Origin of the sequence: Methylobacter sp. BBA5.1 (assembly GCF_000746145.1) — a bacterium.
GTDB lineage: Bacteria > Pseudomonadota > Gammaproteobacteria > Methylococcales > Methylomonadaceae > Methylobacter > Methylobacter marinus.
In genome coordinates this window covers 120399-140983 of record NZ_JQKS01000008.1, presented here as the reverse complement: position 1 = coordinate 140983, position 20585 = coordinate 120399, and the positions used below count along the sequence as shown (strand labels likewise).

The following is a 20585-nucleotide window of genomic DNA, read 5'->3' as shown; positions in this document are numbered from 1 at the left end:
GAATTCATTCGACCCGGGACACCCTCGCTATACAGGCAGTGCGAATACCCATAGGGCACTAGTGAATTCGCACCTACAGCGCATATAACAGCCGTGCCTTTAGCTATTTAAAAAAGTCATCGGGCAGATGCAATGCGCCGGAATCTCTTCAGGAGATAACATTAAATGGCAGACCCCAAATTATTAATCACGGGCCACAGCGGCCTGATCGGCCAGATCCTGTGGCGCGGTCTGGCGGACTCATTCGAGCTTTACGGCGTCGATATCTGTTTGAAGGAAAAAAACGGAAACGCATTCCGGGCTGATATTTCAAACGCCGAACAGGTCACTGCCGTATTCAAAAAAATCCCCGATCTTGCTTACGTGGTTCATCTGGCTGGCGATCCGCGTGCTGATGCCGACTGGCAGTCAGTGTTGATGAATAATATTGCCGGGACAAAGAATGTCTATGAGGCGGCAAGGGCCCATGGGGTCAAGCGGGTCGTATTCGCCAGTTCAAATCACGTCACCGGCGCTTACGAAGGTTTCCCTCCGAGCTTGCATACCCGGCAGAGCCCGGTCTTGATCACGACGCGGCATCCCATGCGTCCGGATGGCTACTATGGGATCGGCAAGGCCGCCGGGGAAGCGATCGCCAGGCTGTATTACGACTTGCACGGCCTTGAGTCAGTGTGCCTGCGCATTGGTTCGGTGCTGAGGGATGATGATCCGGCCGGGGACGCCCGCACCCAGAGCCTGTGGCTCAGCCATAGGGATCTTTTGCAACTGGTGAGGAAGAGTCTTTTAACTGAAGTCCGGTTTGCGATTTATTACGGGGTTTCGAACAACAGAAACCGCTTCCTGGATATTGCCGATGCCATGGCGGAGATCGGCTATCAGCCTGAAGATGACGCTTCAACCCGTTGATAAACGGAAAAAATTTCGGTCCAGATAGGGTGGGCCGGAACTGTTGCAAACGAGAGACAGTCCATGATTTTGCAAGATCCGGCCATGACGCGGATACGCGCTATCGTAATAAGGCAGGCTTTATGACGAAACTCTCCTTCATCGAAAGTGAAGCACGAAGAAATCTGGGGCGAATGCCGGCGCAGAAGCTTGAGGCTCTGCAACGGAACCTGATCGCGTTGTGCGAGAAGCATTGGTCGGCTATCCGCGGTTCCGAACCGGCCTCCGGCCTGGCCCGCGCCCTGTGGGCGGTCAATCCGCACTGTGCCGATCTGATTGTGGACCTGTACGGGGATTTTGATCCAGGATTTTCCGATACGGTCGGCCACCTTCAGCCGACCAAGGTATTGGCCGCCCTGGTGCTCGCCGAGATCGAGCGCGGCGACGCCGAAGGCGCCCGTCTGGCTCATGAAGCCATGATGCTGTTCGAGTCGCCGCAGGCGAGGGAGATCCATGTCGAATCCGTACGGTCCCGGTTGCGCGGAGCCCGGTCTGAACGCGAAAGCCGGCACAAGCACGAACACCATGACGCTTTCTTCAAAATCTTGTCGTTGCTTGCAAGGCAGACGGGCCGCTGTGACCTCCAGGCGATGGTCGTGGCGGTCGAATATCTGGCCGCGATTCAGGCGCACCCCGAGGCAATTGCGGGCGACCCGGAAGTGATGCGAATCCTCGAGTTTTTGCAGGACATGGGGCTGGATTTCCAGGGAATCGAAGAAGGGCGCATTCACTACACGGTGCGGGGCGTGCCGAAGAAACCCGTTTCCGGCAAACGACTGGAAGACATGCTGGCGCAGATCAGAGGCAGTCCGTGACTGTGCAAGTCAGGCAAGCCCTGACAGTCAGCCACCCTGATAATATTGGAGGAAAACATGCGGGAAAGAACGAATTGGAGAGGTTTTTTTCTTATACTGGTCAGCCTGCTTGCAAGCGGATGTGCGACTACCGCCACCGCGCCGTCTCAAACCTATCATCCCGAACTGGAATATCTGAAAGCGCTGCACCAGGCCGGGACTGTCACGGATCCCCAGCTCACCGCCTTCCTGATGCAGCAATTCATGAATGCCAATCAGTTTCAGGCCGGCATCGGATTTTTTGAAGACCTGCTGCAACAGCAAAGCGCGCGGCTAACCCCTGAGAAAAAGGCTTTGTACCTGAGTGCCCTGGGCGTTCTGCGCGCCTCCCGCGCCGATCGGGAGCCGCTGTTGAGCCGGGTGGCCTGGGTGAACGATACCATCGACAAGCTGGAAACCGCGCGCACGCTGACCCATAACGACAGCTTTTTGGTGCGCTGGATGACGGGCGTCGTCTATGCCCAGCTCCCGGACCGGTTCGACAAGACCGGTGCGGCTTTTGCCGATCTGCAATGGTGTGCGGACAACATCGACAAAGCGCCCCATTCCGGCTGGCTGAGGGAGATTTTCTACCAGTTGGCCGTTCTGTACGAGAAAACCGATGATCACGAACGCGCCCGGGAGTATCTGCAGGCCAGCGGTTATGACGGTTTCGATAAAGCCATCACGCTGACCACGCCCTATGCGGTCAATGCCGCCAAAGGCCATACTTTCTATCCCAGGCGATTGAGGGAGGTTGTGCCGGGAAAGGTCTATAACCTCTCGGGTTTCGAATTCACCGAGTATAACTTCATCGTCTCGAAGGACGGCAGGGAGCTGATCGCCATCGATGCCGGAACCCGGCCCGATTCGGCGCAGGCGGCTTATGAATTCCTGCGCAGCCGCGTTACCGGTCTCCCGCCGCTGACAACGGTCTTTGTGACCCACGCTCACTGGGATCATGTCGGCGGACACCGCTATTTCCGGCAGTTGGGGACGCCGGTCAGATTCTATGCCCGGGACAATTTCCGCAAAGAGCTGGACATCATCAGCAAAGGCAGCCAGGCATTTCCGTATGCTTACTTTTTCGGCACCGAGTTCAAGGCGGAATTCATCACCGATTTCCGGCCCGACGTCGTGGTGGACCGGCGCACCGAAGCGATCGTGGGCGGGACGCGTTTTGAACTCATTCCCGTTCCGGGCGGAGAGACGGTCGACGGTATGTTTATTCACGTGCCCGAGCATGACGTGCTTTTCGTGGGCGATTTCATCATGCCGTACATCGGCGCGCCGTTTTTTGAGGAAGGCAACCTGCCCGGGCTTTTCGATGCGGTCGATACCGTAGTATCTCTCAATCCCAGGCATTTGCTGCACGGACATGAACCGTTGACCCGCATTTTTAACTCCCCAACCTTGCTCGCCAGGCTCAAAACCAGCCTGCAATGGCTGCACCGGGAAACCATGCGGGATATCTGGAAATGGTCGGACCGCGCGGCGATTCATCACCGGAACCTGGTGCCGCCCTCCGTCTATCAGAATCCCGAGGTGCAACTGCCTTTTCTGATCATGCGCGAAAACGTGATCAACCGGCTCTACGATCAGAATATCGGTTACTGGCAGCCTGATCAGCAAGGCATGGATGCGCTGAGCCAGAAGGAATTCGGATCGTTATTGACGGATTATCTGGATCTGTCGGAACAGGATCTGGCTGACGCCATTGAAAAGATGCTGGAGAGCGGCGACCACGAACTTGCGGCGCGCACGACGGCCTGGGCATTGGCCCGGTATCCGTCCGACACGAAATTGCAGGCGCTTGAGGAAAACGTCTTCCTGAAACTGATGGAAAAATACCAGGAGTTCAATCCCTTCAAATTCATTATCTATTCCGAATCCATTCGCCGTGAAACGCCGCAATTGCGGCGGTTTCAGCCTGACGAAGGCCGGTAAGAACGCTTTCGGCGACGCGTTTTTTCATGCGCCAGGCATTCTGTCCTGAAGCAATTTCCGCAATTCAAGCGCATTGCGGATCGCGGCGCCTTGGGCGGTAGTGTCGAAACAGATATGTGCCTGCATGGGATGTGCCGACCAGAAGCAGACGCTCCAGGCGCTGCGGTGAAGCGCATCGCTCGCGAACGATGCGTCTTCCTTCGACTGCGCTCAGGACAGGCCTGGCGCCGGTACATCCTATGTTTAAACGGGAAGCGATTTACGACCAAAGCCTTAGCCGGAATTTCCGAGCGGATTTCATCGACTTTTATCGGCTGAGAAGTATCCATGAGTATCTAAACGTCGACGACGCATTGGGCAATCCATTGGCCGTCCGGTTGTTGATAAACATGCAGCTCGGTCAGCGTGGCGCCCTTGATTTCCACGGCGGGCTGGTGTCTTTGCCGGTCCACGGCTTCGCCGAAGGCCGTGGCCGCCAATTCCCCGTCATTGATGGACACCTGAAACCGGTTGAACAACAGGCCGCGAACAGCCATGGCGTAGACCAGTTCATTGATCCAGTCCATAAACAGGAAGTCGTTGTCTGTCCCTGTGCAGTGTATGGGGACCGCTTCGGAAGGCATTACCCCGACGGGGTCAGTGATCACGGCCGTCATAGCCAGGGCGGCCTGTTCAAATGCCTGTTCGAGCGTCGGCGCGATTCCGCGTATGCCCATATCGGCTTCGTGTGCAAAATGTTCCCAATGAGGCGCCATGGCTTCGCTTTCTTCAGTTTTCCGGGATAATCGCAAATATTACGATGAAAATAAACATCAGTATATACAGGAGCTTACCTAAGTAGTGATGCTGATTACCCTGACGGTTATTTAATCGTATATACATAACAAGCACTACAGTTCGGTGCATTAGAGCATGCGGATGCTTTAAACCCTGCAACCTTTTTATTTCCCGTAAAGCTTTATGCCACTGAACCCGTGCCGGTCAATGACCATGACTTTGAAGCCATGGTACTGTTCGAATCGCCGCTGGCGCGGCAGACCGGCAGGCGGCTTGTGATTGCGTAGGTCGGAACCGGCGTTGTGAAAACCGGTAGGCACGGCGTCGACAATCAGCCGGTTTCTGAAATGCAGCGCTTAAGTCTTATTTGTTGTCAGTGACTTGCATGAAGTTGTGCGTGCGCATGAATTCGCACCTACATAACAATCATTCTTACACTTGGGATGTTGGTTCCGTACATTCCTTAAGTAAACGTTGCGGTCGGACTGAATAGCCCGGGTTCTGACTGTCGTTTTTGATTCATGGCAATTACAGGAGATTACCGATGAAACATTCTCGCAATATGTACGTCTTGACGCTGACCCTCTTCCTGCTGGGTTCCTTCCCGGCAGCGGCTGCCGAACGCCCTTTCAGTTTGCACGGGGAGGGCAACGTGACCTTTACGGGGGGGAATCCTCCGACGGGCGGCGACATTACCGTCACGGGCACGGGAACCCATCTTGGCAACTGGGCCGGGGCCGGGACGATGATGTTCAGTCCGGGTCCTGAACCTCATCTCATACTGGCCAGTTCGCAACAGACTTTCATGGCCGCCAACGGTGATGAACTCTATGTCGAATTTGAAGACGCGGAACTGGATACCAGCACGGGTATCGCCACCGGCGTCTTCCTTTTTGTCGGCGGGACGGGCCGGTTCAAGACAGCCAGCGGCAGCGCCGATTTCGTCGTGATTCAGGACCCGTCCGGACCCTTTGAGTTGACCGCCACCGGCGTTATCGATTTCTAGCGACGGCAGCCGGGGTTTAAAGCGCGGTTGCTGGCCGGGGACAAGATCAAGGACAAATTCAAGTTGCCATCGGCTTCCCTGGCCGTGCCCGACAAAGCCTTCAACGGCAGTCAAACCGGTGCTGTCCGGCCCCAGCGTCAGCCGCCTTTAACCCCGGACCACAATTTTCCAGCGGTGACTATACTTAATCCCCGGAACTTTAAATCATTCGTCAGGCACCCAGCGGCATCCCGCTTTGGCGTTATCGAAGGGGGTTATTCCGGTTCCGCTCCCGAACACCGGTATCGCGTCCGCGGAGCTTCCAGTATCGGCGCCTCAGCGGAGGCGTTACCGGCTCTGTGAATGCCGGCAAAGAGCCGTTCCGAAACCAAAAGCCCATGCTCGCATATATTTATTTTGTTAAAAAAGGAAAAGGAAAAAAAACATGCAGTCAGTCAGTCCAAAATATATCGTTGCCCTTGCCGTCGCGGTCGCATTGTTTGCCGCCTTAAAACTGCTTAACCCTTATAGGGAATACAGCACGCGCCAGTATTGGGAGACCGCGACGCTGGCATCCGTGGACGAAATACCTGCAGAGGCTTTGAAAGAAGGCAATAAAAATGGCAGCGTATTGATGTGGGCGGCAATGAGCAACCCGGATACAGCCGTTATCAGGGCGTTAGTCGAGCGTGGCGCGGATGTGAACGAGGCCGATCCGCTGTTTTCAGGCACGCCTCTTACCGGGGCGGCCGGTTACAGCAAATACCCGGAAATAATAAAAGAACTGGTCGCGTTAGGCGCCGACATCAACAAAAGAGTGAACAATAAAGAAACCGCCCTGATGGTCACGGCGCAATACAATACCAATCCGGGCATCGTCGAGGAATTAGTATCGTTGGGCGCCGATATCAATAGCAAAAACGCCCAGGGCAAAACCGCCTTGGACCTGGCAAGGACCCATAAAAACCAGGTCGTTGAAGACGCACTGATCGCCCTGATGCGCGAAAACTGATTCCGGGACCTGCAAGTAATCGTGCCGGTTCGGGCAAAATCAAAATAGCCGATGCGCCTGAACCAATGCGGGCGTCAAGCTCACGGCCTGCTTGTCCGCCGCTGGCATATCGTTTTTGAGTATCGTTCTATTGATATTAAAGAGTTGGCTGTGATAGATACTTAAACTGGTTGTGAAAGATGAATTTAAGTTTCAATTAAGGGTTGGGCTAATTTGCGTCCCGGAATTGAAATCTTGCATGGGATGTGCCGCCCAAACGCAGGCGCTATCGGCGACGCAGCCAGCGCATCAAACGCAAACGAGGCACATCGTTCGCCGACACATCCAGTGTAATCAGGCAAATGACTTACGCTCAGAACCTGAACACTTCGCAAATCAGGAAAGGATATCTCATCGATAACAAGCGGGGCCTGCAAAGGCCAAGCTTCACTAAAGAGAGAGATCACCATGAACACACCCTTTCAGTTCTGGACGCCGGCAAAACAAATAGATTTTCCCAATCACTCGGGCATGCAGGCGGCCCTCGAAGCGCAGTGGAATATCAACCTGAACGGATTCACGCAACAGGGCATCACCGGCAACCCGTGGAACTCGACCAATGCAACGGGCATCAGCAATTACTTCAACCCGCTGGATACGGCCATCCCGCAGGGCGCAACGGTGGCGAATATCACCTGGAGCGCCTTTCCCGGCCGCATCGGTTTCTATTTCCCGCAACTTTCGGATCAGGAGCAGCTGGCCCTCGCCGATACCGGCTACCAGACCAATAAACAGAGCTTTCCGCCGATTACCAAAGATCCCTGCACCGGGCAGAGCGAAAATTTGCCCTATGGGCCTTACGGACCGCGCGGCTGGCAGGATGAATACTGCGAGTGGAGCGTTACCCGCAACGCCCAGGGCAAGATCATTCGCGTCGATTTCGTCTGCGAGAATCCGGAATACTGGAATTCCTTATGGATGATCGATCCGAACAGAGTGCTAGAGCTGTATCAAAGCACTCTCGGTAAGCCGCAAATCCGGATTGAGGACCTTTATCTCTATGACAAGGACAACAAAGTGGTCATCGATCCCTCGACCGGCCGGCCGGGCTACAATCCGCTCAACAAATGGAATTCGGGCACCGATTCGAGCGATGCGGCCGGCGGCGCGATGCACCTGACCAGCACCCCCAACACTTTGCAAACGGAGATCGGCCTGGCCTCCGCCGCGACGCTCCAGCGCAAAATCGGCAACAATGACCCTAACGCTCTGATTTGCTGCGCCCAGTACGGCCAGCCCCACAGAAACAGCGATCCCCACATCGGGCAGACGACGAACAAATTGGTGTCGTTCGGTAACGCCGTGACGCTGACCAATCCGCCGGGGCTTTATATTCAGATGCCGGACTTCAGCAGTTATCGAACGCCGGACGGTACCGACCCGGCCGCTTTCTGGACCATTATGCGCGGGACGAAAACCCTGAATGGGGAGAACGGCCAGTTGCCCGGCAATTTCATCCTGCACGCGACCTATGCGGTGCCGCCGGACAAAGGCTACACTGTGTCGGACATCACGATCAACAATCAGCCAATCCAGTGGGGCGGCCAGATCGCCCGCACGTTTCTGATGCAGATAGTGGCGACCGCCATCGATAAAGCCGCGCCGCCGGCGCTGGACTGCGTGGGCCCGACTTCCGGCAGCGATACGCTGGCGCAACCGCTGCAACTGTTCCATGCCGATATCTTCAAGGCCATGGCGTATCGCCCGGTCGCCAATCCCGTTAACCAGGCCATGACGCTCATCAGCAACAGCACCCTGATTGCGCCGTTGGTCAGGCAAGGCGCCTTAAAAGTGCCGATGGTGTTGACCGGCGCCACGGTACAGCCAGGTAACCGACTGCCGGCCGTCAGTATTACGGGCGACGGCGTGACAGCGACGGCCATCGGCAGTACTTCCTCGATCAACTACGCGGTGCCGGGCAACTCCTATCCGTCAGAGGCAACTGCCATGCTGCTCGAGGTCAGTGTGGCAAGCAATGCCACGCCCGGACTGCGCGGTCTGCATCTCACCAATTACGGCCAGCCCCAGGGCGCGGCCATGCCGGCGCTTATCAATGTCGTGGCGGCCGGCGCGATTCAGACACAATGAGGGCAAGCTATGATGTTTAGCGGAAAGAGAGTGTTATGCCGTAACGCGGGGAGGGCGGCTGCTGCCGGTCTGATTGCCGGTTTGACGGTGTGCCTGGAGGCCACTGCCTTGCCGGAGCAGCCAGGCGCCCGTTCCCCGGCGCTGGCGACTTTTAACTGCGGCCTGCTGAAGGTGCCGTTTGTTTCGTCCGTGCCGGGCGACGCGCCGATCCTGAGCAATCAGTTGGATGCCGACTGTTTCGCCTGGTGGCAATTGATTACCCTGAACTGGCCGACTGTGCAGGGGGCCGGGTTCGGCGATCCCGGCGACCTGAACCCGGTGCAATGGGAAACCTATATGCCCAGGGAACTGCTCTTTCAGCCGGGCGGCGCCAAGCCCCCGGCCTGGGGCACGCAGCCTGTGATTCCCCCGGATTGCCAAACACAGGCGGGGATCACGGCGGAGCAGGCCGGCTCGATGCGCCTGTTCCGTGCCACGTCGAAGTTCACCAGCAAGTTCGCCACCGAGTTCGATTTTCCGGACAGCATCGACGAAGCCTTTCCGACCCAGGCTCCCAGCTGGCTGGGCGCGCAAAACGGCACCAATGTCTGGTACGAAGTGCGCATCAATCAGGACGAATACAATTATGTGTACAGCAACCAGTTCTATAACGCTGACCGGCAGGCCGCCTGGGTGAACGACGGCAACGGGCAGCCTATTGTTCTGCCGAAAGGGTCCTTGCAGTCGGGCGGGCCGACCGGGGCTATCGAGCTCAAGGCGGCCTGGATGGAGGTGACTGATCCGTCCAATAGCAAATGGCAACGCTATAAGCTGACTCCCGCCGTGGTCGTCGATACGGCCAGCAATACCTGCCGCTCGACCACGGTGGCGCTGGTCGGTTTTCATATCCTTCACAAGACACAGAGTCAGCCGACCTGGATCTGGTCCACTTTCGAGCATGTCGATAATGTGCCGGGGTCCTCAAACTCGAGCGGGGCGTATAATTTCTATAACGCTAACTGCCAGACGCGGCAACTGTCGGTGTCGCCGAGCTGTTTGCCCAGCGGCAAAACCTCGCCGGTAACGGTAAGTTGCCAACCCAATCAGCCGCCGCCCTATTATCTGGGCCAGGGCTGCCCCGGTCCCGTGCCTGTCCAGGTGACGCGGGTCGTGCCGATCGATAGCGATGCCCGGAATGCCAATGCCATCGCTCAAAAAGCCATTGCCGGGGCCTTCCCGCAATCGGTCTGGCGCAATTATCAATTGGTCAACGTAATCTGGTCGACCTCGCCGATCCAGGACCCCGCAAAACCCGAGAAAGTGCCCCATCAGCTCGCCAGCATGTTGCCCACGGTGAAAGTCGCCAATGTGACGCTCGAGACCTATGCGCAGAACCTGACCTGCACGGATTGCCACCGCTTTGCCACCATCGCGCCGACGGCAGGAAATCCCAATCCGCCCTGGGACGCCGACTTCAGTTTTGAAATCGGTTCGGCAAGCCATCCGTGACGGCAGTCCGGAGGATGGCGCGTATCCTCCGGACATTTCGGTCAAGCCTCCGGCGTGAACGCCGTATCACGCTGCGCGCTTCTGTGAAATGTTCACTGATGTTACGCACGGACGGTTTCATCCCGTTTGCCGCGCCGAGCACCGGAGCTTTCGCCGAGAAGAGCCCGAAGGGGCGCGGCAGGGAAGCCGCGCGTTGCCAAAGGGACAGGAGTCCCTTTTGGCAACCCTCGGCGAATACCCACAAGGGGCACAAGAGCGAGGAGCACAGGAAGCGAGCGGCAACCGGGCGGCCTGCTGACTCGTGCCATCCAGGCACTCGCGCTGCGCGTGCTTCGCATCCAAATCTGTTCCAGACAGATTTGTCTTTGGTTACTTTCTTTTCGACTGCATGGATGCAGGAGGTAGAGCAATGCAGGAGCAATTGCCGAGGCCGCGCAAAAGAAAGTAACTCGCCTTCGGGTGCGATAAACCCGATTAAATTAAACCGTCGCGCTAGCGACACTTTATTAAATCAATTTAACTTCAACTGACCGCGTAACATTAGATGTTCAGATGGCAGGCACTGCCGGGATTAAGCCATTCTCGATGATGCCTTCGGCAAGCTCAGGCGAGTCTTGCCGAGGGTGTTTTACTCACTGGAAAGTCAGTCCTTTACGGGCGTTCCATATCCGGGATGAATCGACGATTCGTAGCTGAATATGGCCGGATTGTATGCCTTGTTCACATACTCGACATTCCACTCGGCCGTCTGTTCAGTGCCCGAATGCCGGTAACTGTGTATGGCCGGACCATAAGCGCGGCTGACATAGATCAGTTTCGGTTTGATAGAAAGTTCCCCGGCCAGCCTGCTCAGGTAGCTGTAGATATTGTGATTGATTGAACGGGATTGATAGATCAGCCGCGGACCGCTTTGGGTGTGGGAATCGACATTCGCGCCGGCCTTCATCGGCATAAGGCACGCCATGAAACCGGCGGCCGTAAACAAGAGCCCATGTACTGCTTTTAGTTTTAGTGTTTTCATTTCTACTCTCCTCACAGTGGAGATAATTAAGATCATTTGTCTGGGCGTTAGTTCGTGAATTCCGCCAGAAAAGCCAGGCGTGACGCGGCCTGTGGCGCATCCGTGAATGCTTCGTGAACGACCCTGAACCGCTTTCCCGCGCGTCGTGCCGCTTAGGCGCCCGCAGGCTGGTTAACGTCGGCTTTTCGCCCGGCAATGCCGCAAGACATTTTTTGAGCAATTGCCCGCTCCCTCGGGTCGTATATCAAAAGTATTCTGTTAGACTCTATGACTGCCGCATAAGCTACCGGAGATTGCACATGAGTATTCAAAGCGAATTACAAGCCACTATTGCCGATATGGTGGCCGAAGGAAAAGGCATACTGGCCGCCGATGAGAGCTTGCCGACCATCGCCAAGCGCTTCAAGGCGGTCAATGTGGAATCGACCGAGGAGAACCGCCGAGCCTACCGCGCGCTGTTGCTGACCACGCAGGGACTGGGTGAATTCATCAGCGGCGTGATCCTGTTTGAAGAAACGTTGGGCCAGAAAACCGCCGATGGAAAGCCGCTGCCGCAGGCGGCGGCCGAGCAGGGCATCGTGCCCGGCATCAAGGTCGACAAAGGCACGATTGCGTTGGCCAATGCGCCGGGCGATCTGATCACGCAAGGCCTGGACGGCCTGGCCGACCGGCTGACAGGCTACAAGGAGCAGGGCGCGCGCTTCGCCAAGTGGCGCGAGGTTTACAACGTCGCCGGCCACAATCCGACGGCGCTGGGCATCAAGGCCAATGCCGAGGTGCTGGCCCGTTACGCGGCCATCTGCCAGTCGCTGGGCATCGTGCCCATCGTGGAGCCGGAAGTGCTGCTGGACGGCGACCACACCATCGAACGCTGCTTTGAAGTCACCGAAGCCGTTCAGCACGCGGTTTTCCACGCCCTGTACCGGCATCGCGTGGCGCTGGAATACATCGTGCTGAAACCGAGCATGGTGCTGCCGGGCAAGGACGCGCCGAACAAGGCCGGTCCCGAGGAAATCGCCGAGCAAACGCTGAAGCAGCTGCGCCGGACCGTGCCGGCGGCCGTGCCCGGGATTAATTTTCTGTCCGGCGGCCAGACGCCCGAACAAGCGACAGCCAATCTGAACGCAATCAATACGCTGGCCGGCAATGCGCCCTGGCAGTTGAGCTTTTCCTACGCACGGGCCTTGCAGGAACCAGTATTGAAGACCTGGCAGGGCAAGGATGAAAATATACAGGCGGCGCAACAGGCGCTTTACAGGCGCGCGAAGCTGAACGGCGCGGCTCGTACCGGCAGCTACACGCCCGAAATGGAAAAGAATTAGCGGCTAACTGTAGGGGCGAATTTATTCGCCCTGGGCGGCTACCAAAAGTAGGCGCTCTAGGCGAAGCCGCTCACACAGCAGACAGCGCTTGTCCTCAAACTCAACAATAAAATGAGCACTTTATGCAGGAAGCCATAATAGTCATCAATGCCGGCTCATCGAGCATCAAGTTCGCGATTTTTGCCGCCGACGGCAGCCGGCATCCCGAGGCGCTATATCGAGGGCAGATTTCCGGCATCGGCAGCGAGGCGCAATTCAAGGTCCAGGGTACCAGCCGCGCGCTGCCGATACAGGATCATCAGGAGGCCTTGCGTGTGCTGCTGGACTGGCTGGACGAGCATGACAACGATTTGCAGGTGCTGGCGGTCGGGCATCGCATCGTGCATGGCGGCAGCGATTATATCCGCCCGGTGTTGATCGATGAGGCCGTGCTGGCCGATCTCGAAGCGCTGGTTCCGCTGGCGCCGCTGCATCAGCCGCATAACCTGAGCGCCGTCCGCGGCTTGCGGAGGCTGTATCCCGAGATGAGGCAGGTGGCCTGTTTCGACACGGCCTTCCACCATACCATTCCCGAAGTCGCCCACACCTTCGCGCTGCCGAAATCGCTGTACCGGGAAGGCGTGCGCCGTTACGGTTTTCATGGCTTGTCTTACGAATACATCATCGATGCCCTGCCGACGTATTTGGATGCCGAGGCCGACGGGCGCGTGGTGATCGCGCATTTGGGGCAGGGCGCCAGTCTGTGCGCGGTCAGGCAGCGGCAAAGCATCGCCACGACCATGACCTTCACGCCGCTGGACGGCCTGCCGATGGGCACGCGCTGCGGCTCCATCGATCCGGCGGTGGTGCTGTACCTGCTGCGGGAAAAACACATGACGGTCGATGCCGTTTCGGACCTGCTGCATTATCAGTCCGGCCTGGCCGGCCTGTCCGGCATCAGCGGCGACATGAAAACCCTGCTCGGCAGCGACCAGGCCGATGCCCGCAAGGCCATCGAGGTCTTCGTCTACCATATCCGCCGCGAACTGGGTTCCCTGGCCGCCGCGCTGGGGGGGCTGGATACGCTGGTTTTCACCGCCGGCATCGGCGAACGGGCGGCCGTGATCCGCGAAAAAATCTGCAGCGCCGCCGCCTGGCTCGGCATCGATATCGATCCGGAAGCCAATCGCGACAACGCGGCGCAAATCAGCAGCGCGAAAAGCCGTGTTTCGGTCTGGGTGATTCCAACTAACGAAGAACAGATCATCGCTTACCACACCTATACATTAACCATTGGAGATCATAATGACTAGCCATCAGGAACCATCGGCATTGCCTCTTTCCGAGCAAGAACTCGAGCGCATCAATGCTTATTGGCGCGCGTCAAACTATCTATCGGTAGGACAGATTTATCTGCTCGACAATCCGCTGCTCAAGGAGCCATTGCAGCTGAAACATGTGAAGCCAAGGTTGTTGGGGCACTGGGGCACCACGCCCGGCCTGAATTTCATTTATGTGCACTTCAATCGCGTGATCAAGGCGCGCGACCTCAACGTCATTTATATCGCGGGCCCCGGCCACGGCGGTCCGGGCCTAGTCGCCAACACCTATCTGGAAGGGACCTACAGCGAGTTCTATCCCAACGTCTCCAAAGACGCCGAAGGCATGCAGAACCTGTTCAAGCAGTTCTCGTTTCCGGGCGGCATTCCGAGCCATGTCGCACCGGAAACGCCGGGCTCCATCCATGAGGGCGGTGAACTCGGCTATGCGTTGTCCCACGCCTACGGGGCGGCGTTTGATAATCCCGACCTGCTGGTATGCTGCGTAATCGGCGACGGCGAGGCGGAAACCGGGCCGCTGGCGACCAGTTGGCACTCCAACAAGTTTTTGAATCCCGAGCGCGATGGCGCGGTATTGCCGATTCTGCATCTGAACGGTTACAAAATCGCCAATCCCAGCTTTCTGGCGCGCATCGATAATGACGAACTATGCGCCCTGTTCACCGGCTACGGCTACAAGCCCCATTTCGTCGAGGGCGACGAGCCGGAAATCATGCATCAGATGATGGCGGCCACGCTCGATGTCATGCTTGAGGAAATCGCCGCCATCCAGCGAGACGCGCGCACCAACGGCTACTCCGAGCGCCCGCGCTGGCCGATGCTGATTCTGAGAACCCCGAAAGGCTGGACCGGTCCGGAAGTGGTCGACGGCCTGCCGGTCGAGAATACGTGGCGTTCGCACCAGGTCCCGCTTTCCAAGCTCGGCGATAACCCCGAGCACTTGAAAATGCTGGAACAGTGGATGCTCAGCTATAAGCCGGAAGAGCTGTTCGATGAAAACGGCGCCCTGATTCAGGAACTGGCGGATCTGGCCCCGGCAGGCGAGCGGCGCATGGGCGCCAATCCGCATGCCAACGGCGGCCTGTTGCTGCGGGATTTGAGAATGCCGGATTTTCGCGACTATGCCGTGGAGGTGAAGAATCCTGGCACCGAATCGGCCGAATCGGTGCGCGTGATGGGCCGGTTTCTCAGGGACATCCTGGAGGACAACAAGGACCAGCGTAATTTCCGCATCATGGGCCCCGATGAGACCGCGTCAAACCGGCTCGGCGCGGTGTACGAGGCGACCGACAAAGCGTTCACTGGCGAGATTTACGATACTGACGAACATCTGTCGAAGGACGGCAGGATTATGGAAGTGCTCAGCGAGCATCAGTGCCAGGGCTGGCTGGAAGGCTATCTGCTGACCGGGCGTCATGGCCTGTTTTCCTGCTACGAGGCGTTCATCCATATCATCGATTCGATGTTCAACCAGCACGCCAAATGGCTCAAGGTCACCAAGGACATTCCATGGCGCCGCTCCATCGCCTCGCTGAACTATCTGCTGACCTCGCATGTCTGGCGCCAGGACCACAACGGCTTCAGCCATCAGGACCCCGGTTTTATCGACCATGTCGTCAACAAAAAGGCCGAGGTGATCCGCGTCTACCTGCCGCCCGACGCCAATACCCTGCTGTGGGTGACCGATCATTGCCTGCGCAGCCGCAACCGGGTCAACGTCATCGTGGCCGGCAAGCAGCCGCAACTGCAGTATCTGGATATGAGCGCGGCCATCAAGCATTGCACGGCCGGCATCGGCATCTGGGAATGGGCCAGCAACGACCGCAACGACGAGGCCGATGTCGTGATGGCCTGCGCCGGCGATATCCCGACGCTGGAAACGCTGGCCGCCGTCACGCTGCTGCGCGAGTTTTTCCCTGAACTGAAAATCCGCGTCGTCAATGTCGTCAACCTGATGCGACTGCAGCCGACCACGGAACATCCGCACGGCCTGTCGGACAAGGATTTCGATTCGTTGTTTACCGATAATAAGCCGATCATCTTCGCCTATCATGGCTATCCCTGGCTGATCCATCGCCTGACGTATCGCCGGACCAACCATGAAAACCTGCATGTGCGCGGCTACAAGGAAGAGGGCACGACCACGACGCCGTTCGATATGGTCGTGCTCAATGACCTGGACCGCTTCCATCTGGTCATCGACGTCATCGACCGGGTGCCGAAACTGCGCTATGTCGGCGCTCACGTCAAGCAGATCATGCGCGACAAGCTGATCGAACATAAGGAATACATCATCGAGCATGGCGAGGACATGCCGGAGATACGTGATTGGGCCTGGCCTGCCGGATGAATATGGGTATCGATAATGTGTAGGTCGGGTTAGCGTAGCGTAACCCGACGCACCGGAGTTGCAAATGTCGGGTTACGCTACGCTAACCCGACCTACTGATCATCAAGCTGTTGACCATCGGCGTGCTGATCGAACATAAGGAATACATCATCGAGCATGGCGAGGATATGCCGGAGATACGTGATTGGGCCTGGCCGGCCGGATGAATATGGGTACCGATAATGTGTAGGTCGGGTTAGCGTAGCGTAACCCGACGCACCGGAGTTGCAAATGTCGGGTTACGCTGCGCTAACCCGACCTACTAAACACCAACTTATGAACCGGAAAAAAAACACTCATCTGATTATCAAGCTGTTGGCCATCGGCGCGTTGATCGCCGTTTTAAGCTATATTCTGCATCCGGGTCTGGGCCAGTTCAGCCTGACGATCAACGGCGAGCCGGTGGCCGATCCCCTGGCCCGTCTGGCCGCGATTCCGACCCTGCTACTCATGCTGTTTTTTACCGTCCTGCTCGTGCTGCTGGTGCTTGTGGGCACCGGCATGATGCTGTTTCTGGGCATGTTGCTGTTTGTCGTGGCGGGTGTTTTCATCATGGCGCCTTATCTGTGGCCGGTACTGGTCATTATCTTCCTGGTTATCGCGCTCATGTCCCTGGGCCGTGATAAACAGGTCTGAGTTGTGCCGATGAATATTTTCAGGCGCGCATGGGTCCGGTATGTTCTGCGGCGCTATCCAATCGGTCATGATCTGTGGGAAAACGCAACCGACAGGCTACCTGTGCTGCGAGGACTGAGTTCCGTCGAAAAAGCGCATCTGCGCGAGTTGAGCACGTTATTTCGGTACGAAAAAAACATCATCGGTGCCCAGGGCTTCGAGGTGACCGAGACCATGCGCGTGCAGGTGGCCGCAACGGCCTGCTTGCCGGTCCTGTATCTGGGAGCAAGGCTGTTCTCGCCATGGCGCGAGGTGGTGATTTATGCCGGCGCTTTCCGGGTCAGTCGCGATGAAATCGATGGTATGGGCATCGTCCATCATCAGGACCGGGTGCTAAGCGGCGAGTCATGGGAACGCGGGCCGGTGATTCTGTCCTGGCAGGATATCGAGCAGGACAACCGGGCAGGGTATCAGGGCCACAACGTCATTATCCATGAAATCGCGCACAAACTGGATATGCTGGACGGCAGCGCCAACGGCATGCCGCCGCTGCACGCGGCCATGCCCGTGCCGCCCTGGACCGATGCGTTCAGCAGGGCCTATGACGAGTTGAATCGTCGTCTTGAGCATGATCACCCGGTTTGTGTCGATCCTTATGCGGCGACCAGCCCCGCCGAGTTTTTCGCTGTGTTCAGCGAATATTTCTTCTGCGCGCCCGACATTGTGCAGACGCATTTTTCCGATGTCTTCCGGCAGCTTCGGCTTTACTACCGGCAGGACCCGCTGAGCCGGTTGCGCGCCGATGAAACGGCCGCGCAACCGATGCAAGAGGCTGCGGTTCGATGAATGAACGCGCCTCGTTATTGATGTATGCCATCCGCGGCCCGGTCATTCTCAAATACGCGGCGCAACTGATACTAGTGCAGGCCGGTCTGGTGGCGGTGCCGGCCCTGGTGGCGCTGCTTTATCAGGAATACGGACTGTCATTGCGTTTCGCTATGGTCGCCGTTGCATTGGCCGCCCTGTCGCGGCCTTTCGTTCGTTGGCCGGCGCCGGCGCATATTCAGGTCAATGAAGCCCTGACGGTGACCGTGATTGCGTTTCTGGTGGGCGCCGTATCGCTGGTTTATCCGTTCATGGGCGCGGGTTTGCCGTTTCTGGATGCCTTGTTTGAAGCGGTCTCCGGCATTACGACGACCGGCTTGACCACCTTGTCCGAGGTTGAAGACAAGCCGAAAGGCTTTCTGTTTGCCCGCTCCTGGATGCAATGGTATGGCGGCCTCGGCTTCGTCGTGCTGGTCATTGCTCTGCTGATGGGGGTGCAGCCGGCCAATCGCCGCCTGCTCGGGCAAGAGCTTGAACGGGAAAATGCCATCATGGATATACACAGCCATGCCCGGCAGGTCACGCAGGTTTATCTGATTCTGACTTTGATACCGATGGCGCTGCTTTATTTGATGGGCGTGGATGGCCTGACAGCGGTTGTTCATGTCCTGAGCGCCGTTTCAACCGGCGGTTTCTCCAATTTTAACGACAGCCTGGCCGGATTGAACTCATTGCCGGCCGAGTTTGTTGTATCTCTGGTTGTTGTATCAGGCGCTATATCGCTACCCTTGTATTACCGTTTTTATCGGCACGGTTTGAGCCGGTCAATGGAACTCGATGAAACCTTGGGGCTGATGGCGTGCCTGTTCTTTGCCGGAGTGATGCTGATACTGAGCATGCACATCAAGGAAGGCATGGATTGGGATATCGCCGCCTTGCAAGGGGCGATGCTTGCGATGTCGGCGCAGACGACGACGGGCTTTAGCAGCTTGGACATCACCCGGCTGGATGCCGTCGCCAAAGTCGTGATGATCGTTGCCATGGCTACCGGCGGGGCCGTGGGCTCGACCGCGGGCGGGCTTAAAATTCTACGCGTCCTGATCCTGTTGAAACTGATGCATTACGCGGTGCAAAAGCCGGCGATGCCGGACCATAGCGTGCTCAAGCCGCGTCTGGCCGGGAAAACCATTGCCGCGGAGGAAATAAACGGCGTGCTGACCTTGCTGGGATGGGGGCTGGCGCTGATGGTCGGTTCCTGGCTGCCTTTTGTGGCGATGGGGTATCATCCATTAGATTCATTGTTTGAAGTGGTCTCGGCGCTTGCCACCACGGGGCTGTCGTCCGGCATCACGCGCGCCGATCTGCAGCCGGCGTTGAAACTGATACTGTGCTTTGATATGTTGGCGGGACGTCTTGAAATTGTCGCCTTGCTGGTGTTTTTATATCCGAAAACCTGGTTCGGAAGGAGAGTGAGGGAATTATGAGAGCCGTATTTCTGGGTGCCGGTTCTCTGGCGACCATGACTGCCAGAGTTTTAATGAACAGAGGGCACGAAGTCATCATTATCGAGCAGGACAAAGACCGGATCGATGCGCTGACGGACGAATTCGCCTGCGGCTTTATTCATGGCGACGGCAGCAAGCCCGCGATTTTAAGGGAAACAGATCCCAGGGACGTCAATTTCCTTTTCTGCCTGACAGGCAACGATCAGATCAACATCATCGCCAGCCTGGTGGGACGCTCCCTGGGCTTCAAGCGCGTCATCACCAAAATCGAAGATCCCGAATTCGTGCATATTTGCGTGGAACTGGGTTTGACAGATACCATCGTTCCCGACCAGACCATCGGCCGTTACCTGGCCGACATGATCGAAGGGCAGGATTTGCTGGAGTTGAGCGCGATGATCAAGGATGAGGCGCGGGTGTTCTCTTTCATCGTCCATCCGGCGATCGAGGACGCCATCGGCTCGCTGGAACTGCCCGACCAGTGCCGGATCATCTGCCTGTACCGGAATGGCAAATTCAAAATTCCCGAGGCGGACTTTGATTTCAAGGCCAACGACGAAGTCGTGGTGCTTACCCACAGCCGAAACCTGGGCTGGTTAAACGACCGGTTCGCCGCTCAGACGGAAGGATAGGGCATCCGCCGGCATGCAAAAGCCGCGGCGGCCGTGGAATTCAATAATATGAGGAGATGAACAATGACCGAAAAAATTGAAATCGAAATACGGGAGATGCAGCAGAGAATGCGGGAATTTCTCAGGCTGCATTGGAAATTCTTCCTGGCGGAGGGGGCATTTTTCGTCATTCTCGGCATCGCGGCCATCATCGTACCGCAGATTTTTACCATCGCGATCGCTTTATTCATCGGCTGGCTACTGCTGCTGGGCGGTATTGTTCAGATCGCCAGAGCCGTGCGTTTCATATCGATGCCGGGCTTTAACCTGTGGATTTTTATCGGCATTCTCCAGGTGATCATCGGTTATTTTCTGGTCGCGCAACCGGCGAAAGGGGTACTGACCCTGACCATGCTGATGACGCTGTTTTTTGCCATGGAAGGCATCGCAAAGATTTCCCTGGCCTTCATGATGCGCCCGCTGGAACATTGGGGCTGGGTATTGTTCAGCGGCTTTACCGCCCTGATGCTGGCCATCGTCGTCTGGGCCGGCTGGCCCGGAACGGCAGCATGGGTGCTCGGCCTGCTATTGGGCATCAACATGATCTTCCTCGGCGGCTCATTGGTCAAACTCAGCCTGCATCATGGCAGAAACGCTTGAGGCCTCGGCTTTATTAACAAATAAAAACACTTGCCGTGCATAGTTTATGTTGGATTTTAGCGGAAAATACTATAGAATGGCCGACCAAGTTTCCTACATGGGGTGTTAGCTCAGTTGGTAGAGCAGTGGACTCTTAATCCATGGGTCCAGGGTTCGAGTCCCTGACGCCCCACCATTAAATCAAAGGCCTTACGCGCAAGCGAA

Annotated in this window: 17 protein-coding genes and 1 tRNA gene; 16 read left to right on the top strand and 2 right to left on the bottom strand. The window is 57.1% G+C overall.

All coding sequences use genetic code 11. The annotated features are described in order from the left end of the window. The first annotated feature begins 165 nt into the window (after nt 1–165). From EK22_RS07440 to EK22_RS07430, 3 genes are all read left to right on the top strand, one after another. Nucleotides 166–906, top strand: coding sequence for an NAD-dependent epimerase/dehydratase family protein (locus EK22_RS07440; protein ID WP_036249458.1), 741 nt, complete (start codon nt 166–168; stop codon nt 904–906). Between the two features lie 122 nt (nt 907–1028). After that, entirely contained in the window at nt 1029–1760 is a 732-nt protein-coding gene (locus tag EK22_RS07435) for a hypothetical protein (protein ID WP_036249456.1), read from the top strand. Between the two features lie 57 nt (nt 1761–1817). After that, the gene (locus EK22_RS07430; protein ID WP_036249454.1) at nt 1818–3725 is read left to right on the top strand and encodes an MBL fold metallo-hydrolase; all 1908 of its coding nucleotides are present in this window, start codon (nt 1818–1820) and stop codon (nt 3723–3725) included. Between the two features lie 335 nt (nt 3726–4060). Here the strand turns inward: EK22_RS07430 and EK22_RS07425 are convergent, their stop codons facing one another. Continuing rightward, nucleotides 4061–4480, bottom strand: a complete 420-nt coding sequence (locus EK22_RS07425) for an archease (protein ID WP_036249451.1) — start codon at nt 4478–4480, stop codon at nt 4061–4063. A gap of 566 nt (nt 4481–5046) precedes the next feature. On the opposite strand from EK22_RS07425, the gene EK22_RS07420 reads away from it, so the two are divergent. From EK22_RS07420 to EK22_RS07400, 4 genes are all read left to right on the top strand, one after another. Beyond that, nucleotides 5047–5508 (top strand): hypothetical protein, encoded by a 462-nt coding sequence (locus EK22_RS07420; RefSeq protein ID WP_152565025.1) that lies wholly within the window; start codon nt 5047–5049, stop codon nt 5506–5508. Nucleotides 5509–5932: 424 nt separating this feature from the next. After that, nucleotides 5933–6499, top strand: coding sequence for an ankyrin repeat domain-containing protein (locus EK22_RS23060; protein ID WP_051961751.1), 567 nt, complete (start codon nt 5933–5935; stop codon nt 6497–6499). A gap of 447 nt (nt 6500–6946) precedes the next feature. Next, complete coding sequence (locus EK22_RS07405; protein WP_036249445.1) at nt 6947–8626, top strand: hypothetical protein; 1680 nt, start codon at nt 6947–6949, stop codon at nt 8624–8626. Nucleotides 8627–8635: 9 nt separating this feature from the next. Beyond that, a complete protein-coding gene (locus tag EK22_RS07400; protein WP_051961749.1) occupies nt 8636–10114 on the top strand; it encodes a hypothetical protein in 1479 nt (492 codons plus the stop codon). 643 nt (nt 10115–10757) lie between these two features. Here EK22_RS07400 and EK22_RS07395 read toward each other — a convergent pair. Further along, nucleotides 10758–11135 carry a hypothetical protein gene (locus EK22_RS07395; protein ID WP_235209243.1) on the bottom strand — a complete coding sequence of 126 codons (378 nt, stop codon included), beginning with the start codon at nt 11133–11135 and terminating at the stop codon, nt 10758–10760. 299 nt (nt 11136–11434) lie between these two features. Here EK22_RS07395 and EK22_RS07390 point away from each other — a divergent pair, with 299 nt between their 5' ends. The 9 genes from EK22_RS07390 to EK22_RS07350 all read left to right on the top strand — a co-directional run bounded on the left by EK22_RS07390 (nt 11435) and on the right by EK22_RS07350 (nt 20556). Then, on the top strand, nt 11435–12457 hold the full coding sequence (locus EK22_RS07390) for a class I fructose-bisphosphate aldolase (protein ID WP_036249439.1): 1023 nt from the start codon (nt 11435–11437) through the stop codon (nt 12455–12457). 122 nt (nt 12458–12579) lie between these two features. Then, entirely contained in the window at nt 12580–13749 is a 1170-nt protein-coding gene (locus tag EK22_RS07385) for an acetate/propionate family kinase (RefSeq protein ID WP_036249437.1), read from the top strand. Continuing rightward, complete coding sequence (locus EK22_RS07380) at nt 13742–16126, top strand: phosphoketolase family protein (RefSeq protein WP_036249435.1); 2385 nt, start codon at nt 13742–13744, stop codon at nt 16124–16126. The genes EK22_RS07385 and EK22_RS07380 overlap by 8 nt, the downstream gene beginning before the upstream one ends. Nucleotides 16127–16441: 315 nt before the next feature. Beyond that, nucleotides 16442–16801 carry a hypothetical protein gene (locus EK22_RS07375; RefSeq protein ID WP_036249433.1) on the top strand — a complete coding sequence of 120 codons (360 nt, stop codon included), beginning with the start codon at nt 16442–16444 and terminating at the stop codon, nt 16799–16801. Between the two features lie 9 nt (nt 16802–16810). Continuing rightward, the gene (locus EK22_RS07370) at nt 16811–17626 is read left to right on the top strand and encodes a M90 family metallopeptidase (protein WP_036249430.1); all 816 of its coding nucleotides are present in this window, start codon (nt 16811–16813) and stop codon (nt 17624–17626) included. After that, entirely contained in the window at nt 17623–19089 is a 1467-nt protein-coding gene (locus EK22_RS07365) for a TrkH family potassium uptake protein (protein WP_051961747.1), read from the top strand. Before EK22_RS07370 ends, EK22_RS07365 begins: the two co-directional genes overlap by 4 nt. After that, a complete protein-coding gene (locus EK22_RS07360) occupies nt 19086–19742 on the top strand; it encodes a potassium channel family protein (protein ID WP_036249427.1) in 657 nt (218 codons plus the stop codon). The genes EK22_RS07365 and EK22_RS07360 overlap by 4 nt, the downstream gene beginning before the upstream one ends. Before the next feature lie 63 nt (nt 19743–19805). Continuing rightward, nucleotides 19806–20381 carry an HdeD family acid-resistance protein gene (locus EK22_RS07355; protein WP_036249424.1) on the top strand — a complete coding sequence of 192 codons (576 nt, stop codon included), beginning with the start codon at nt 19806–19808 and terminating at the stop codon, nt 20379–20381. 99 nt (nt 20382–20480) lie between these two features. Then, nucleotides 20481–20556, top strand: a tRNA-Lys gene (locus tag EK22_RS07350). Nucleotides 20557–20585: the final 29 nt, after the last annotated feature.

Coding starts and splice junctions, on each gene's coding strand:
- EK22_RS07440 (WP_036249458.1), top strand. CDS start 166: ATGGCAGACCCCAAATTATTAATCACGGGCCACAGCGGCCTGATCGGC.
- EK22_RS07435 (WP_036249456.1), top strand. CDS start 1,029: ATGACGAAACTCTCCTTCATCGAAAGTGAAGCACGAAGAAATCTGGGG.
- EK22_RS07430 (WP_036249454.1), top strand. CDS start 1,818: ATGCGGGAAAGAACGAATTGGAGAGGTTTTTTTCTTATACTGGTCAGC.
- EK22_RS07425 (WP_036249451.1), bottom strand. CDS start 4,480: ATGGCGCCTCATTGGGAACATTTTGCACACGAAGCCGATATGGGCATA.
- EK22_RS07420 (WP_152565025.1), top strand. CDS start 5,047: ATGAAACATTCTCGCAATATGTACGTCTTGACGCTGACCCTCTTCCTG.
- EK22_RS23060 (WP_051961751.1), top strand. CDS start 5,933: ATGCAGTCAGTCAGTCCAAAATATATCGTTGCCCTTGCCGTCGCGGTC.
- EK22_RS07405 (WP_036249445.1), top strand. CDS start 6,947: ATGAACACACCCTTTCAGTTCTGGACGCCGGCAAAACAAATAGATTTT.
- EK22_RS07400 (WP_051961749.1), top strand. CDS start 8,636: ATGATGTTTAGCGGAAAGAGAGTGTTATGCCGTAACGCGGGGAGGGCG.
- EK22_RS07395 (WP_235209243.1), bottom strand. CDS start 11,135: ATGAAAACACTAAAACTAAAAGCAGTACATGGGCTCTTGTTTACGGCC.
- EK22_RS07390 (WP_036249439.1), top strand. CDS start 11,435: ATGAGTATTCAAAGCGAATTACAAGCCACTATTGCCGATATGGTGGCC.
- EK22_RS07385 (WP_036249437.1), top strand. CDS start 12,580: ATGCAGGAAGCCATAATAGTCATCAATGCCGGCTCATCGAGCATCAAG.
- EK22_RS07380 (WP_036249435.1), top strand. CDS start 13,742: ATGACTAGCCATCAGGAACCATCGGCATTGCCTCTTTCCGAGCAAGAA.
- EK22_RS07375 (WP_036249433.1), top strand. CDS start 16,442: ATGAACCGGAAAAAAAACACTCATCTGATTATCAAGCTGTTGGCCATC.
- EK22_RS07370 (WP_036249430.1), top strand. CDS start 16,811: ATGAATATTTTCAGGCGCGCATGGGTCCGGTATGTTCTGCGGCGCTAT.
- EK22_RS07365 (WP_051961747.1), top strand. CDS start 17,623: ATGAATGAACGCGCCTCGTTATTGATGTATGCCATCCGCGGCCCGGTC.
- EK22_RS07360 (WP_036249427.1), top strand. CDS start 19,086: ATGAGAGCCGTATTTCTGGGTGCCGGTTCTCTGGCGACCATGACTGCC.
- EK22_RS07355 (WP_036249424.1), top strand. CDS start 19,806: ATGACCGAAAAAATTGAAATCGAAATACGGGAGATGCAGCAGAGAATG.